The 15,912-nt window shown below is 35.9% G+C and carries 13 protein-coding genes and 1 pseudogene; 8 read left to right on the top strand and 6 right to left on the bottom strand.

Features of this window, described 5'->3' with window-relative positions:
- The first annotated feature begins 14 nt into the window (after positions 1-14).
- Positions 15-1,352: an N-succinylarginine dihydrolase gene (gene astB, locus RM573_RS08860; RefSeq protein ID WP_311580425.1), complete on the top strand. Its 1,338-nt coding sequence runs from the start codon at positions 15-17 to the stop codon at positions 1,350-1,352.
- 150 nt (positions 1,353-1,502) lie between these two features.
- Positions 1,503-2,015 carry a protein tyrosine phosphatase family protein gene (locus RM573_RS08865; protein WP_311580427.1) on the top strand — a complete coding sequence of 171 codons (513 nt, stop codon included), beginning with the start codon at positions 1,503-1,505 and terminating at the stop codon, positions 2,013-2,015.
- An 81-nt stretch (positions 2,016-2,096) separates the two neighbouring features.
- On the opposite strand, the gene RM573_RS08870 is transcribed toward RM573_RS08865, so the two are convergent.
- Positions 2,097-2,597, bottom strand: coding sequence for a lactoylglutathione lyase family protein (locus tag RM573_RS08870; protein ID WP_311580430.1), 501 nt, complete (start codon positions 2,595-2,597; stop codon positions 2,097-2,099).
- 95 nt (positions 2,598-2,692) lie between these two features.
- Here RM573_RS08870 and RM573_RS08875 point away from each other — a divergent pair, with 95 nt between their 5' ends.
- The 4 genes from RM573_RS08875 (at position 2,693) to RM573_RS08890 (ending at position 6,164) form a co-directional block, all read left to right on the top strand.
- On the top strand, positions 2,693-3,565 hold the full coding sequence (locus tag RM573_RS08875) for a LysR family transcriptional regulator (protein WP_311580433.1): 873 nt from the start codon (positions 2,693-2,695) through the stop codon (positions 3,563-3,565).
- A 447-nt stretch (positions 3,566-4,012) separates the two neighbouring features.
- A complete protein-coding gene (locus RM573_RS08880; RefSeq protein WP_311580436.1) occupies positions 4,013-4,543 on the top strand; it encodes a hypothetical protein in 531 nt (176 codons plus the stop codon).
- 152 nt (positions 4,544-4,695) lie between these two features.
- Positions 4,696-5,664 carry a YbgA family protein gene (locus RM573_RS08885; RefSeq protein ID WP_311580438.1) on the top strand — a complete coding sequence of 323 codons (969 nt, stop codon included), beginning with the start codon at positions 4,696-4,698 and terminating at the stop codon, positions 5,662-5,664.
- 23 nt (positions 5,665-5,687) lie between these two features.
- Positions 5,688-6,164: a hypothetical protein gene (locus RM573_RS08890; RefSeq protein ID WP_311580441.1), complete on the top strand. Its 477-nt coding sequence runs from the start codon at positions 5,688-5,690 to the stop codon at positions 6,162-6,164.
- A gap of 112 nt (positions 6,165-6,276) precedes the next feature.
- Here the strand turns inward: RM573_RS08890 and RM573_RS08895 are convergent, their stop codons facing one another.
- Positions 6,277-8,313, bottom strand: a complete 2,037-nt coding sequence (locus tag RM573_RS08895) for an alpha/beta hydrolase family protein (RefSeq protein WP_311580444.1) — start codon at positions 8,311-8,313, stop codon at positions 6,277-6,279.
- A 428-nt stretch (positions 8,314-8,741) separates the two neighbouring features.
- Positions 8,742-10,664 (bottom strand): winged helix-turn-helix domain-containing protein, encoded by a 1,923-nt coding sequence (locus RM573_RS08900; RefSeq protein WP_311580447.1) that lies wholly within the window; start codon positions 10,662-10,664, stop codon positions 8,742-8,744.
- Positions 10,665-10,791: 127 nt separating this feature from the next.
- On the opposite strand from RM573_RS08900, the gene RM573_RS08905 reads away from it, so the two are divergent.
- Both RM573_RS08905 and RM573_RS08910 read left to right on the top strand, forming a co-directional pair.
- Entirely contained in the window at positions 10,792-11,580 is a 789-nt protein-coding gene (locus RM573_RS08905; protein ID WP_311580450.1) for a sterol desaturase family protein, read from the top strand.
- Between the two features lie 328 nt (positions 11,581-11,908).
- Positions 11,909-12,670: a hypothetical protein gene (locus tag RM573_RS08910; RefSeq protein WP_311580453.1), complete on the top strand. Its 762-nt coding sequence runs from the start codon at positions 11,909-11,911 to the stop codon at positions 12,668-12,670.
- 81 nt (positions 12,671-12,751) lie between these two features.
- Here RM573_RS08910 and RM573_RS08915 read toward each other — a convergent pair.
- From RM573_RS08915 to RM573_RS08925, 3 genes and pseudogenes are all read right to left on the bottom strand, one after another.
- A pseudogene (locus RM573_RS08915) lies at positions 12,752-12,889 on the bottom strand (MmcQ/YjbR family DNA-binding protein); the annotation flags it as partial.
- Between the two features lie 228 nt (positions 12,890-13,117).
- Positions 13,118-14,926: a sensor histidine kinase gene (locus tag RM573_RS08920; RefSeq protein WP_311580455.1), complete on the bottom strand. Its 1,809-nt coding sequence runs from the start codon at positions 14,924-14,926 to the stop codon at positions 13,118-13,120.
- Between the two features lie 29 nt (positions 14,927-14,955).
- The gene (locus RM573_RS08925) at positions 14,956-15,651 is read right to left on the bottom strand and encodes a response regulator transcription factor (protein WP_311580458.1); all 696 of its coding nucleotides are present in this window, start codon (positions 15,649-15,651) and stop codon (positions 14,956-14,958) included.
- Between the last annotated feature and the right edge of the window lie 261 nt (positions 15,652-15,912).

Genomic DNA, 15,912 nt, shown 5'->3' on the forward strand with positions numbered 1-15,912 from the left:
TTATGAGAAAAAGAATGAAAAGTGTTGAAGTAAATTTTGATGGTTTAGTTGGGCCAACCCATAATTATGCGGGTTTATCTGAAGGAAATGTTGCTTCATTATCCAATGCCAATGAGAGCTCAAATCCTAAAAGCGCAGCACTGCAAGGCTTGAAAAAAATGAAAGCTTTGCATGATATGGGATTAACTCAAGGGATATTTGCTCCGCAAGAACGACCTGATATTTACACATTGAAACGCTTAGGCTTTCAAGGCTCTGACGCTCAAATATTAGCTGCCGCTTATAAAACGTCACCTACTTTACTCGCATCTTGTTGTTCTGCTTCAACAATGTGGACAGCCAATGCAGCAACCGTTTCACCATCAGCCGATACTCAAAATCAAAAAGTACACTTTACTGCGGCAAATTTAGCGAATAAATTTCATCGCTCTTTAGAGCCTGAAACGACAAGCAACATCCTAAGCGCAATTTTCAATAACGACGATTACTTTCAACATCATCAGCATTTAAATGATAACGAACATTTTGGCGATGAAGGTGCCGCCAATCATACTCGCTTGTGCGAAAGCTATGGCGACAAAGGGCTCGAAATATTTACTTATGGTCGAGTCGCTTTTAACCGAAATACACCAAAACCTGTAAAATATCCGGCTCGACAAACTTTAGAAGCCAGTCAAGCAATAGCAAGATTACACGGGGTATCTGCTGAAAACGCTGTGTTTGTACAGCAAAACCCCGATGTGATCGATCAAGGCGTTTTTCATAACGATGTCATTGCTGTCGGCAATCAAAATGTCTTGTTCTACCATGAGCAAGCTTACTTAAACACTGATTCGTTCAAAGCTGAAGTCAGTCAAAAGTTCTCAGGAAACAATTTACATTTTATCGAAGTGTCATCAGAGCAAGTATCTATTGAAGATGCGGTAAATACTTATTTATTTAATACTCAAATTATTACGCTTGCCGATAATTCTATGGCGATAATTGCGCCCATGCATTGTCGTGAAAATACTCAGGTATTTGATTATTTACAATCATTAATTGCTGCCAATAATCCAATCAATCACGTTGAGTTTTTTGATGTGAATGAAAGTATGAAAAATGGCGGTGGTCCCGCATGTTTACGATTAAGAGTTGCATTAACTGAGCAAGAACTAACTGCTGTTAACCCTAATTGTTTATTAACCGATTCGTTATATTTGAAGTTAGTTACATGGGTAAATAAGCATTATCGCGATACTTTAACCCTCAAAGATTTAAGCGACCCGCAATTATTAATTGAATCACGAACAGCCTTAGATGAATTAACGCAACTTTTATCTTTAGGCTCAGTTTATCGTTTTCAAAATTAGATTACGCAAGATTACCATCTTGCATCATTGAAGAATTTATTTGCCGTAATACATGCATATTTTGTTTCTAATAAGCATTTGTAATCCTATTAAAAGCGTTGATTTTTCGTTAATGTATTCGCGTGTATTTTAATTGGCAATCAAATAATTATGAAATTGGCTCACTTTGTTTTTCTCATCTCTACAGTTTGGACAAACTTTGTTTCTGCGAATGAGGCTTCATTAGTAGATTTAAAAAATTATCAAGTAAATACCCCCAAAATGATTAGCTCAGGTTTACCAACAACCAAGCACTTTGAAACATTAAAAGAAATGGGTGTAGCGCACGTCATTGACTTAATACCTGGCGATAGAAGTGACGAAGCTAACCTAACGAAAGCGCTGGCATTAAATTATCATAATATTCAAGTGGCATGGAAAAATCCCACCGTTGAAAATTTCAATGAATATGCTGCAAAAATGAATGAATTTAGTCAAGCAGAAGGAAAAATACTAACACATTGCCGGTTAAACTGGCGTGGCGCAGTTTTTACCTACTTGTATCGTGTAACTCACTTAAAAGAAGAGGAAGCCCTTGCAAAAGCAGATATGTTAGAAATTTGGCAACCGGATGAAACTTGGCAAACCTTTATTAATCAAGTCAAAACACAAGCAAAAAAGTAACGCAATAAGCTGATAACATTCACTTTGCAAAGTTAACACTAAGGTCATCCCGTTATATGACCTTAGCTTAAAACCACTCCCTTAATATGCGCCTGCCGAGTATGTGAGTTCATAACTGTGACTGTATATCTCAAGAATATTACCAAATGGGTCTTCCATATAAATCATTCGAAACGGCTTTTCGCCTGGGTAATAATATCTCGGAGCGGCCATACGCTTTTTACCACCTGCGGCAACAATTTTTTCTACCAGCTCTTCTAAGTTAGGGTCTTGAACACAGAAATGAAATACGCCGGTTTTCCAATATTCAAAGTTATTTTCTGGGTTTTCTTGATTGTTGAATTCAAATAATTCAACGCCAATACGATCGCCTGTCGACATATGTGCGATTTTGAATTTTTCCCAATTAGCACCGAATACATCTGTGCACATTTCGCCTATCGGACTTTCATCTTCAACGATTTCTGTTGGCTCCATGATCAAATACCAACCTAACACTTCAGTATAAAATTTTACGGCTTTTTCTACATTGGGTACTGATATACCGATATGAGAGAATGTTCTTGGATAAGCTTTACTCATTGTTGATCCCTTAGTCAATTTCAATGGGCAAAGTATAAGCCTCATGATAAAGTATAAAAAATTATCATTTATTATAAATATAAGTACATTTTGTAATGATTAATCCTATTTGGCTGAAAACTTTTTGTACCCTTGCTGATATTGGCCATTTTACCCAAACCGCACAAGCATTGTTTATGACGCAATCAGGCGTTAGCCAGCAAATAAAAAAGCTTGAACAACAACTTGATACGCCTTTATTAATAAGAGAAGGAAAGTCATTTTCATTAACAGATGCGGGGATTAAACTTCATCAACAAGGGAAAGTATTACTCGATAACGTGGTTGAATTAGCCAACTCTATTAAACAAGATGAAACTTTTTCAGGTCGTCTAAAAATAGCATCTCCAGGCAGTGTTGGACTTAAGTTATATCCACATTTGCTAACGATTCAACAGCACAATCCAAATTTAGTATTCGATTATAGTTTTGCTCCCAATGGTGACATTGCCGAAAAAGTATCGAAAAGAGAAATTGATATTGGGTTAGTAACCTCTCCTAGTAAATTGAAAAATATCGCTTATCAACAGATTGCGACCGAATCATTGGTCTTAATAACGTCAAATAAATTTACATCAGTTAATTGGCAATCATTACTGGAGCTAGGGTTTATTAGTCACCCTGACGCTGAGCATCATGCACAACAATTACTCAGTCAAAATTTTCACGAATTTGAACATATTGAGCAATTTAAACATAAAGGATTTTCTAACCAAATTAGTCATATTTTAGAGCCTGTTAGTCGAGGATTAGGCTTTAGCGTTTTACCTTTACATGCAGTGAACGCATTTCATCAACAAAAAAATATACACGTTCATGCTTTGCCTACTCCAGTCAGTGAAACCTTATATTTTTGTAGTAATAGGTACTCATTACCTACTAAACGTAGCACTTTTATTAAGTCTGAGATCATCAACTTTTTACGTTAGCCAACAAGAGTAAAATCCAGGGAGTTCCTCGTGAATTTAATCGACTTTACGACGCCATTGACTTGCCAATATTTTAGCATTATGATCGCTTGCAGGTTGCAGAGACGCCTTTTCCGCCAAAGATGAATTCACTCTGATCTCAAAAAATCAATCAGTTCAATACGAACTAAGTAGGCTAAGCGGAGTGCCAATTAAACTTAGAGGAATTGAATTGTGATGATTCTTAAAAACCGCATAAAAAACCCAAGGCTCGTAAACACAAACGCAACGGTTAACGACGCCAAAATTAATAAACTTTCGTACTTCAAACGATTACTCATCTTGGCTTGTATATTAATATTATTGAATAATATTTTCTCATTCTCGCCTAACATAAGAGCACATTATCAATTGTCACTTGGTAGTAATATGAACTTTCAAGCTACCCTTGAAATGAAGTAGGGTGAAATGATGGAATTGGCAATCAACGAAGTAAAAACCCAAGCGAAAAAATTGTTAAAAGCGTTAAATGAAAATCCGGACTTAGTTAATTTAATGAACCAACCATTAAAACGAAGTTCTGCTTCTTCAATTTCGCAACTCAAGCTAAAGCACTGTTTATTTATCGTATCGCAACAGCTTGGTTTTGATAATTGGCAACACGCTCACGAAGTGCTTTCAGGAAACAAAACATCTACCCCTTTTAAAATGGGCAGTTTTTTTTACCCTAAAAGTTGTTATGCATTTATTAATGAATGGTTTACTAATTACCAGCAAGCGAAAAGTATATTGATTGAAAATGAACAATCGAAATGGTTGCTTCCCTATAAAAACCAATATCTTATAGTTAAAAGCGATTACATTAAGATGTTTAAACTTGATGAAGTAACCTCTTCACTTTGGCTGGAAACATCCCATGATATGGTACAAAGCTATAACACCATTGCTTGGGATAAAATCACGAGTGAAATCATTAAAAATAGAGTGAAAAACTTTTAAATCTATTGAAACGTTACCAAGACTGATTATTAACTGTCTTGGTAACTTTCTTCGCTATAAATAGAATGACTTAGAGTTTGTTGATAAATAATTAGCAATATAAAAATAGTTGTTTAGTATTATTGATTGTAATCACTCAAAAGAGACTAGCCTTGGCTATTATAAAAACCATGAATGACGAACTTATCAAAATAAAAATTGGGGTTAGTAGTTGCTTATTAGGAGAAAATGTTCGCTTTGACTCCGGACATAAAAAAAATAATTATTTAGTAAATGTGTTGAGTCATTATTTTGAATTTTCACCTTTTTGCCCAGAAGTTGCCATAGGTTTAGGCATTCCAAGAGAGCCTATTCGACTGGTCAATGACAACGATGTGATCAAGTGTGTTGGTACCAAAAATGCCGAGATTGATGTAACCGAACAATTGGTCAATGTCGCTAACGAGCAACAAAATTGGCAACAAGAGTTATCGGGATATATCTTAAAAAAAGACTCCCCTAGTTGCGGTATGGAAAGAGTAAAAGTGTATAAGTCTTCGATGCCTGAAAGAAACGGGATCGGTATTTATGCACGGCAACTAATGACTAACTTTCCTCATTTACCGGTTGAAGAAGAAGGTCGCTTAAATGATTTAATTATCAGAGAGAACTTTATTCAAAGGGTCTATATTTATCATCGCTGGCAGCAATTAACTGCATCCACCTTTAGCATGTCTGATATTCAAAAGTTTCATGCACAACACAAATACATTTATATGAGCCATGATCAGCTGGGCCTAAAAGCATTAGGTAGATTACTGGCCGAGCCAGCTAGTGATATTAAATTATTAGCCGAGGAATACCTCACTCAAGTTATGCAGCTATTAAAAAATAAAGCCACTAAACAAAGTCATTCTAATACTTTGCAACACATTCAGGGCTACTTGAAAAACTATATTAGCGCTGATGATAAACAAGAGCTCAATGAAACCATTGGCCAATATCGCAAAGGATTTCTTCCTCTTATTGTGCCGATTACCTTATTACGCCACCATTTTAGAAAGTACCCTAATGAATATATTGGGGATTCATTCTACTTAAGCCCACATCCGGGCGAACTTATGTTACTCAATAGCTTATGACCCTTATTCATGTAAACGATACAATGCAGCAAAATTATTCGTATGAGCTTGCAGAAAATCAAGGTGAAAATTTTCATCCTTTGTTTGTGCCACAACTCACACCGAAAGAAATGCTAAGCCTAGGTATTTTTGGCGGAAAATACTTAACTGATTGCCAAGAGGAGTTTCCTGCCGATTGGTTTATTGACGCAAAATTAAGCCCGTTTAAAAAAGACATCAGTTTAAATTATTTTTCTGTTGATGCGTCACAAAGTTTGTCGCAATGGCAAGCAAATGGCTGGATACACCCTCAAGATCCTCGCGGTTGGTTTCAATGGTATTGTCGATATTATTTAGGTCGCAGAACCGATGAAGAAGATCTTAGACAAATTAAACGATGGCGGGCTTTTAAAAGACACTATAGTGCAGTAGCTAAATTTTGTGAACGTTTTGACTTTAGTTGCCGAAAAAAGCAACGACAAGCTTTATTGCACTGGAGTTATGACTCAAGAAATATATAACTTTAGCCCAATTAAATTTACGCTAACTTACTAATAATTGATAAAATTTTTGTCTTAAAAAAATAAGCCATATTCGCAGAATATGGCTTATTTACGTTAAAGCGTGATAATTTTACTCTTCACTTGTTCGATATTTTTCAAACCATGCCAATGTGTGCTCTATTTTAGTGATCATCCGTGATGGCCTTGCTGCAATACCATGATAAGACTCAGGCACTTTAACTAAAACAGTATCAATTTTTCTTAACTTTAACGCTTGATAAAATTGTTCTGTTTGCGCCATTGGCGTACGCAGATCTTTTTCACCTGTAATTAACATGGTAGGTGTTGTTACATTTCCTACTAATGACATAGGTGAACGTTTCCAATAATGCTCTACGTGATCCCAAGGCATACCAGGAAATTGAGTGGGTATTTGCCCTAAACCGCTATCTGCGGTTAAGACTTTACTTAGCCAATTAATTACCGGTTTGGCAACAACTGCCGCGGAGAAACGATCCGTTAAGCCAATGGCATAAGCGGTGGCTATTCCGCCAGCAGAGCCACCGGCGATAAATAAATTGTTTTCATCAATAAAACCTAAATCAATCATCGCATTCACACCAGAATCATGATCGGCAAAGTCTTCTGTCGAGCTGTATTTATATTTTAATAGCATCGCAAAACGTTCACCGTAAGAACTACTACCACGATGGTTATTATAAAAGACGACATATCCTTGCGCAGCAAAACGCTGTAATTCTGCGGTAAAGTTAGGGCCATACGCTAAATGTGGACCACCATGAATTTCTAGAATTAGTGGATACTTTTTCTTTGGATCAAAGTTTGGTGGTGTAATGTACCAACCTTGAATGCTTTCACCATCAAATGATGATTTATAGTTTATTTCATGTACTTGACCTAAGGTTTTGTGTGCGAGTAGATCAGCATTTAATGACGTTAAAACGGATGATTTTTTTGACGTTGTGATCACAGCAACATCAGCAGGGCTGGTGGTGTTTCCGTAGGTATAGGCCATTTTCCCACTTGTCGAAGCAGTAAAACTACCGCTAATGTATGGACGCCCCATTGTCGTACCAGAAAGCGTGTCAGTTAAATCTTCAATTTTACCTTTGAGATTAATAGTCGCTAGCTTACGTTTACCAAAATCATCATAACTAAAGGCTAAACGAGAATTAGACAACCACTGTTGATCACGTACTGAGCGGTCAAAATCTTGAGTGATGGCAGAAACCTTTTTCGACTTCCAATCCATAATTTTCAGTTTGGCATTACGATAAGGATTTAACGCATTTGAACCAGATAAAAACGCTAATTTTTTACCATTTTCAGAAAAAACAGGGTTGTACTCTTTGCCTGGAGACGAAGTAAGTTCAACTAACTCACCACTAGCCACGTCTACTTGATATAAGTTCCCTTCTAATCGTTTATATTCCCAGTCTGCCAATCTATTCGCCGAAAAAACAATAGACCGATTATCTTTACTCCACGCTAATGTGCCTCGATGATTAAAACTATCATGAGTAATTTGACGTGGTGTGCCTCCTTCACTTGGAAGAACAAATATTTGCTGATAACCTGGCTTAATTAAGCCACTACCATCGGCTTGATAATATGCTTTATCAATCACGACAACAGGTTTATTCCACTTTGCACCCTTAGGTTTTTTCGGCATTTTAGCGATAACTGTAGGCGCTGCTTTTACTTTCTGAGTAAATGCTAACCATTGACCATTTGGCGACCACGTCAAATTTGAAACTTTTGTTTGTAATTGGCTCACCAAAGCGGTTTTATTTTCTTCTAGATAATGAACATGGATCTGGTGACTACCTGTTCTATTGCTGATAAAAGCAATTTTTTTTCCATCAGCAGACCAACGTGGTTGTGAGTATTTTTTATCATCAGAAAACAGCGGGATCTGCTGTTGTGATTTCACATCAATTAACCATAAGTTGGTATTTTTACCGTCGGTCATGATGTCATTAGAGTTTCGAATATAGACAATTTGACTACCATCTGGTGATATTTGTGGATCACTTGCATACTCCAATGAAAAGATATCTTCAGCTGTAAATAGCTCATTTGCGTAAACCGCAATCGATGAGCTTAATAAAGCGATAAGCAATATAAAACGGGATAATAAATACATAGTAAACCTTTAAAAAGTGAATTTGAGTTATCTCACACTCAAATAATGAATATCAATAATTGTATACAAGACAAGCGAAGAAGACACCTCTGTAGCAGTATTTCTATCTTGAAAATATGTGGTTTAATCGAAAAAATTAATCATAATCATATACTTTGCTTAAGGCTTAACCTTAAAAGCTTCACTGTGAATAACTGACAAATGACCTGTTCTCGTTTGCGGATATGTTAGTTTGAATACCGACCATTAAATGAATCGTTTTTTAATGATACTTGCAATGGAATTGTTTCAACTTCACCTAGTACCATATCGCCTGATAAGCTAAGCCATTAAAACGCATTCATTTTTTATGTAAATCTAAACCTTAGTGATTAGGTTACGCGTCAAAATTTAATCGCTTTTAGGCTAGCCTGTATTGCTAAATCATTTTATCGAGAATATTCAGCCATTGCCTCATCATCTAATCCAATTGTTTTCAGTATCTCGGTAAACCTGATATCCCTTCGTATCAAATGCAGTCTTGGATCATTTTTACTAAAAATCAAACAATTAGATTGATAATCAATGGCCTTTTCTAACAATGGAAATATATCGTCAGTATCATCAAGTAATATATTGGTAATTGCCGTTTCGTAGGGACAGACATATTGTGCTTTTGTTTGAGCTTCTGTCATTAATGCTCTCGCCTTATTTTTTTGACCTGCCCGTGCATAAGACTGAGCTAACAAGATAAGTGGAAACGCCTCTCTTTGACTCAACGCAACACCTTGTTCAGCTAAATTTATACTTTCGGTAAAATTGCCTTTTATGTATTTAGCGACAGACAAACTTAATAATGGGTATGGGTTGTTTGGATGTTGTTGCTGTTTCTCTTCTCCCCATTTTATTGCTGCATCGATTTCATTATTCATCATTAATGCCCACATCCCCCATTCCGCTATTTCTTGATTAAGTGGATCTAAGTCACTGGCCTTATTCAATGAACGCTTAACCCCTGCTACATTGCCCATCGCCGCGTAATATAAAGTAAAGCCAAGTTCAGTCAGGGCAATAGAAGGATCTCTATTTTTTGCCATTGACAACATTTGCCAGGCTTTTTCCCATTGCCACGAATGAACATAAGCTATGCCAAGATGAGACATCACCTGAGCAGAGTCTGGGTTTATTGCTAAAACGTCAAGCGCTGCTGAAATAACCTTAGGGAGAATGTTTTTGGGCTTATCAAACAAAACCATAATCACTCTATACGCATCTGATTTAGCGATATATGCCGCTTCAAATTTAGCGTCAAGCTCAATCGCTTGGTTGAATAGTTTTATCGCGTGTAATACCGAGTCATGTGTCATCAAGGATAATTGATATTGTCCTTGAACATATGAATCATACGCTTTTAAATTTGAGGTGGGCGCTTTAGTCAGCACAAATTTTTCTTTATCAAGCATGATCACTTTGAGTGATTCTGATACAGAAGAAGCAATATTATTTTGAATATCAAATAAGTTATGATTGTTCTTTTGGATATCGAAATCGCCATCCCATAGCAATTCGCCTGACTTGATGTTTTCTAACTCTAAAGTAAGTCTTAACTCACCACTTTTACTTTCACTTAATACACCATCTAAAACATAGTCAACATTAGGAAGTTGCGTTTTAATATGCGATCTAACTTTATTGGACTTAAAGGTAAAAGATGAGGGTGGAGGAACAACATTTAATTCAGATATTTTACGTAAATTCTGTATGATTTCTCGGGTCATTTGATCTGAAAGTGCTCGCCAGTTTTCTGAATGATTACTCGCGATAGAAAATGGAACAACTAATAAATATCCTTTTTCACCCTTTTCTTCATTTGAAGTATTTGTCCATTTATAGGTTACAAATAATAAAAAAATAAAGACGACGAAAAAAAATGCTTTTCCTCTGCCTTGAATAGGTTGCCCAAGCGTATTTTCTTGTGAACTATCTAATGGTTGTGAATGAAGATTGTGATCACCATCACTGAGATTTTTTTCGGAGTGTTCTAAAAATTTTTCATTTGACGTCACACACTGAACTTCAGCAATGAATTGATAGCCGCGCGACCTGACTGTTTTAATGACACACTGCAATTCACCATTATCACCTAACACCTTACGCGCACTTTTTATATGATTACTGAGAGATGTATCTGATACTGTTCTCCCTTCCCATACTTGCTCAAATAATTCTGCACGTGAAATAACACGGTCACGATGGTTTATAAAGTACACGATTAGATCAAATACTTTGGGTTCAACCGCTACCACCTTCTCGTCATATCTGATCTGGTAGAGATCAATATCAACTTCTCTGTTATTTATTTGGTAGAGCACTATTAATTCCTTGTTTTTGTACATTAATAATGAACAAAGCACTTTATTAGTCAATAAATATTACTGATTCGTTAGCTAATCGTTACCTAGTTATCATGTTGCAAACATAAGCGCTTGGCATACTTTAATGACTGATTTAAACCTGATTAAGGAAATTGATATGCCAACGCCACTTGAAATTTTATTGGATCCCATATCGCTTATTTTATTAGCAATTTACGCTACATTTATTGTTATTGAATTTATTCAGCCGAGTACTCCCCTTAAAAAAATAGAAGGTTGGTTTATTAAATGCACCTTCTTCTTCATCGTCTATTTTTATCTATCGAGCTATTTACCATTAATGTGGGACAAATATTTACTCCCTTATCAATTAGTTGACTTAACTACGGTAAACTCAATAGTCAGTACTTTTGTAGCATTAATAGTGTTTGAATTACTCATTTATTGTTGGCACCGAACAATGCATCGTAACAACTTTTTATGGCGAACCTTTCATCAAATGCACCACAGTGCCGAAAGATTAGATACCTTTGGGACTTTCTACTTTAGTCCTTTAGACATGATAGGTTTTACTTTTATTGGTAGTTTAACACTCAGTGTTTTTGTCGGCTTATCACCTGAAGCAGTCACTTGGTTTTTATATATAAATATGTTTTTAGTCATTTTTCAACATTCAAATATTAAAACACCTCAATGGCTTGGTTACATAATTCAGCGCCCAGAAAGTCATTCTATACACCATAAAAAAGGCGTGCATGCTTTCAATTATTCAGATTTACCTATATTCGATATAATTTTTGGTACGTTTAAAAATCCAAAAGATTTTGAATACGAATTAGGATTTTATGAAGGGAGTTCATATAAAACGATAGATATTTTACTGGGTAAAGATATGTCTAAGCAACAAAATTAAGCCATAGTGCTGAATACATAAAACTCACTCAGCTAGATTTATATCAGTCTGATTATTTTACTGACCACTAAATTAAATGAGGTATTGACCGCTCGCTCAATATCTCTTTAACAGAATGTGCCAAAAGAAATTAAACCCTCGAAATGATCGTGTTTATTGTGCTGTATTTAATTAAGCCTATGAAGCACTTAACTTTTCCTTTGCAGTTAAGTAGTGATCAACTATATTTGTTAGACTGAACTCATGCAGGTGGAAAGTTAACTCCATTGCGATTGCACCTGCCATTTTACTAGTCCTCACACATCGATTCTCTAAGGAGGGAGTTACCTTGTTATTCAGACGCGTTCTTACGCACGTTAAAGATCAAAACTGGTTTGCCGTTGGCATCGATTTTTGTATTGTTGTCGTGGGTGTCGTGATTGGTATTCAGGTAAGTAACTGGAATACTGTTAGAAACGATACCGTCTATTATCAAGAAACTATGCATCGACTCGCGGAAGAGAGTCGTGAGATGATTCGAATCTCTGAAGAACAAGCAGTTGAGGTACATCAGCGTTTATCTACTGTACAAGCGGCAATATCTATACTTGAAACTTGCAGTACAGATGAAAATGCGAAAGCTAAACTTGAACTAGGCTTAAACGCAATAAGATCAGCATATGCAATTACCCCCATATCAACAGCGTTGAAATCACTGGTTTCAGATGAGCGACTATTGGCGCGTCAAACATCAATGCAAAGATCAATAATACGTGAATATGCGGTAACGATAGAAAATATTACAGAAACGTCGAGCTTTATTCTCTCGAAAACAGGTATCCTTGATGTAGACAAACATCCGCTTGTTGGATTCTATTGGCTCAATGACCCCGCAAAATCACTCAATGGTGTTGATGTCCGTAACGCTATGGTCGTTGCTCCGCTTGCAGAGGTCTGTAAAGATTTGTCATTTAAAAAGCTCTTTTATCAATGGGAACGAACCCATAATTTTTTAATCCATCTGCAAAACACATTACTCGAAGTAGTCAGTGAGAATAGCAAGACGCTGGGCTTACCCTTAGCAATAGTCGAACCTTCGCCCAGCACATAAACTTAAGGCTATTTTCAACAAAATAGCTTTTAGTTAAATACTTTTCGTAAATGTTAAGTTGTATTTACGGCCTATGAAAATTTACAAATGTACCAAAATTGACTGCTGTTCTTTCTTGGTCATTTTACTGACCACCAACTTATAAGAATTATCAATCATCCGCTCTATTTCACCTTGAGGAATAGAACCATCTAGAATCACGGTATTCCATTGTGCTTTTAGCATTAGCGCTACTGAAATCACTGGAATGAAAAGTTATATTCTTTGCTCACTTTAGAATTGCTTCTTTAACGACAAATTTTCCGACGAAGGAGACCTGCTGGTTTGTGACCCTATCGATCACAGTGTTCGCATTGAAGACGTTAGCTTTTAAATTTTTGCAATATATTTTCTAATGAATTTATTTTCTCGTATTGCTGATAAACCTCCATAATAAGCTGTTTTCTTTTATTTTTTGATGTGTGAATCCATTAATTTACATTGAAATGAAAGTAGCATTGCTAAACCAGTTTTTTTTCTTGCTACTTTAATTTGTCCTTGCTGGGCTGATACGAGATCTTTAACTAAGGCCAACCCTATTCCTGTTCCTTGTGTAGACCGAGTTAATTCATTGCCACCACGGTAGAAAAGCTCAAAAATTTTCTTTTCCTGCTTTTGAGTTATGCCCTCACCATAATCTCGTATCTCTAGCAAAATCCGATGCTTATTTCTTGGGTGATTACGAAATATAAAATCAATTTTTTGCCTAGCCGAATCATCGATCTTTTTTCGATTGAAATACTTAATGGCATTGTCAGTAATATTAATAACGACCTGAGAAAAAGCGTCCTGTTCTACGAAAACCAACACACGCTCGGCATTAGCTATATCCAATAGAATATTTTGTTGAAAACCATGTTTTTCGATAATCGATGAGGTTTTAGAGCGAATAATATCCACGAGAAGCATCAGTGACGTATATTCTGGCTGTACGTTTTGCTGCTGTTGGCTAAGCGTAGACAACTGCAATATATTATTTATCAATCGTGTAAGGCGCTCACTTTCGCCATAAATAAAATCAAAATAATTTTTCTGATGATCTTCAGAGATTACGGTACCCTCTTTGAGCATTTGAGAATACATACGAATTGACGTTAATGGTGTTTTTAGCTCGTGGCTAACTGAAGAAACAAAATTAAGCCGTTGCTCCCCTAGTGCCAGTTGCTTAATTCCAAGACGATAAAATCCATAACATGCGGATAATATCGCAATAATTAAAACAATAATAAAAATGCTGCTATACATCATAGCTGATGTCATTGGTAAAGCGTTGGTTGAGAGAGTTAATGAATAACTATTAAAGGGCGGGAAATGGTTATACTTGTAAATCGATTGTTGTTGAAATCGTTTATCTAATTTTGGCAGTATGCTCACCTTAACTTGGCCGTCAGCTACGTTTTCATAAAAAAAATATTCTGAAGGGGCAGTATTTTTTTCATCTTTTAACTCAACTAATATCGAACTATCGAAGTGCATTTTTTTAAGGGTATCTATCACTAATTGCGACAGGTAAGGGTTGCGCTTTACTATATATCCTTGCAACCAGTATTGTTCGGCTACGGTTACAACACGATAGAAAATAAAATAGTCAGGTACATCAAAGAAAACACTAAAGAACTCGTCTTTTGCAGAGAAGTCTTGTTGGCTTAATTTCGTGATGGTTTGCTGTATTGAACTTGACTGCAACAAAAGCTGTTCGATTTTAGTTGCTGTGTTTTTACGTAGCTGCAATTCAGGGTTTAACGTTTTATCTGACGCGAGTAGATTGGCATTATCGGCCTCTATTTTAGATAAACTATTAGTATGTAAAGAATCGAGCCAAATAGGACTGTTAAAATGTCCTTTGTTACAATATTGAAAATAGCCAACTAACCATTTATCGCTTGGTTGTTCGTATTCTAATCGCGAGAGTGGCGATATTACCTGTTGTGACTTTGTTGTATATGGGTTATATACTTGTCGATAGTAATCAAATGCATCCACTGGTAGCGTATTGGATATCAATCTTCTTTCAGTCAAACTTCCATCTACTATTAGCTCTAATTTATTCGCTTTACGCTTATATTCAAGCAGTAGGTTATTTTCGATCTGTTGAAACCCAAAGTATAAAATCGTTCCTAGCGGGATCAATAAAAATAACAAAAAAGCTATGGCCAAATAGCGAAATCGACGCAAACGCTGAGAGTAATTGAGTAAAGGTTTTTCTGAAGTTCGCATGTTAAATACTCATCATATGGAACAACTCACTAAATCACAAAAAGCTGATAGCCTTCGCCACGGTGAGTGACTAAGTGTTTTGGGGATTTAGGATCAATTTCAATTTTTTTGCGAATTTTTGCGATATGTATATCCACTGTTCTTGTATCTAAATCGCTGGTGTTTTTATAGTCCCATACCTTCTTGAGCAACTCTTTACGAGAAACGGGCTTACTCTGACTAAGCAGATAAATTAAAATTTCCACTTCGCGGCGAGTGTATTTTGTTTCAAGGTTGTAAGAAGACCCTGTTAACGATTGCGTGCAAATAGAAACATCATTACTTAATTGCAACGTTTTATTTGTTCCCGTCCAACCTGAACGTCTAACTAAAGAATTCACGCGTAATACTAGTTCTGATGTTGAAAATGGTTTTGCTACATAATCGTCAGCGCCAAGTGTTAGGCCGTTAATGATGTCTTGTTCAGTATTTTTTGCAGTCAACATGATAATGGGCTGACTACGTGAATGTTGTCTCAGTACATTACAGATCTCAAAACCATTCATAGAAGGCAACATAACATCCAAAATAATGCAGGCATATTGTCCATCTAACCCTTTAGCTAACCCTTTTTTTCCATCACTTTCACTTTCAACTTCATAGCCATGAAATACAAATAAATCGGTGAGTCCCATTAAAATAATAGGTTCGTCCTCTACGATAAGAAGTCTAGGTTTAGTACTCAAATTTATGCCCATTTATTTGAAATGACAGTTAACAGCGATGTGTAGTTTTTTTCAAATATACAAGAGTTTACATAATACTGAATGTAAACTTTTGTAAAACTTCTTGCCTTATATTTTTACATAGCTTGTCTGTTTTATTGTTAAATCGATTCATAAACTATCCATACTAGGTAATTAAGCGGTAAAAACAAAGTGAGTTATTACCATTAATTCTTTAATAAACATTACTTTGATTATCAAAGATAACCATTTTATGAGTAA

The sequence above is a fragment of the Thalassotalea castellviae genome (assembly GCF_031846185.1).
GTDB classification, from domain to species: Bacteria; Pseudomonadota; Gammaproteobacteria; order Enterobacterales; family Alteromonadaceae; genus Thalassotalea_H; species Thalassotalea_H castellviae.

What these genes read in the sequence shown, in the direction of transcription:
- astB (WP_311580425.1), top strand. Translation starts at nt 15, where the DNA reads ATGAAAAGTGTTGAAGTAAATTTTGATGGTTTAGTTGGGCCAACCCAT.
- RM573_RS08865 (WP_311580427.1), top strand. Translation starts at nt 1,503, where the DNA reads ATGAAATTGGCTCACTTTGTTTTTCTCATCTCTACAGTTTGGACAAAC.
- RM573_RS08870 (WP_311580430.1), bottom strand. Translation starts at nt 2,597, where the DNA reads ATGAGTAAAGCTTATCCAAGAACATTCTCTCATATCGGTATATCAGTA.
- RM573_RS08875 (WP_311580433.1), top strand. Translation starts at nt 2,693, where the DNA reads ATGATTAATCCTATTTGGCTGAAAACTTTTTGTACCCTTGCTGATATT.
- RM573_RS08880 (WP_311580436.1), top strand. Translation starts at nt 4,013, where the DNA reads ATGATGGAATTGGCAATCAACGAAGTAAAAACCCAAGCGAAAAAATTG.
- RM573_RS08890 (WP_311580441.1), top strand. Translation starts at nt 5,688, where the DNA reads ATGCAGCAAAATTATTCGTATGAGCTTGCAGAAAATCAAGGTGAAAAT.
- RM573_RS08895 (WP_311580444.1), bottom strand. Translation starts at nt 8,313, where the DNA reads ATGTATTTATTATCCCGTTTTATATTGCTTATCGCTTTATTAAGCTCA.
- RM573_RS08905 (WP_311580450.1), top strand. Translation starts at nt 10,792, where the DNA reads ATGACTGATTTAAACCTGATTAAGGAAATTGATATGCCAACGCCACTT.
- RM573_RS08920 (WP_311580455.1), bottom strand. Translation starts at nt 14,926, where the DNA reads ATGCGAACTTCAGAAAAACCTTTACTCAATTACTCTCAGCGTTTGCGT.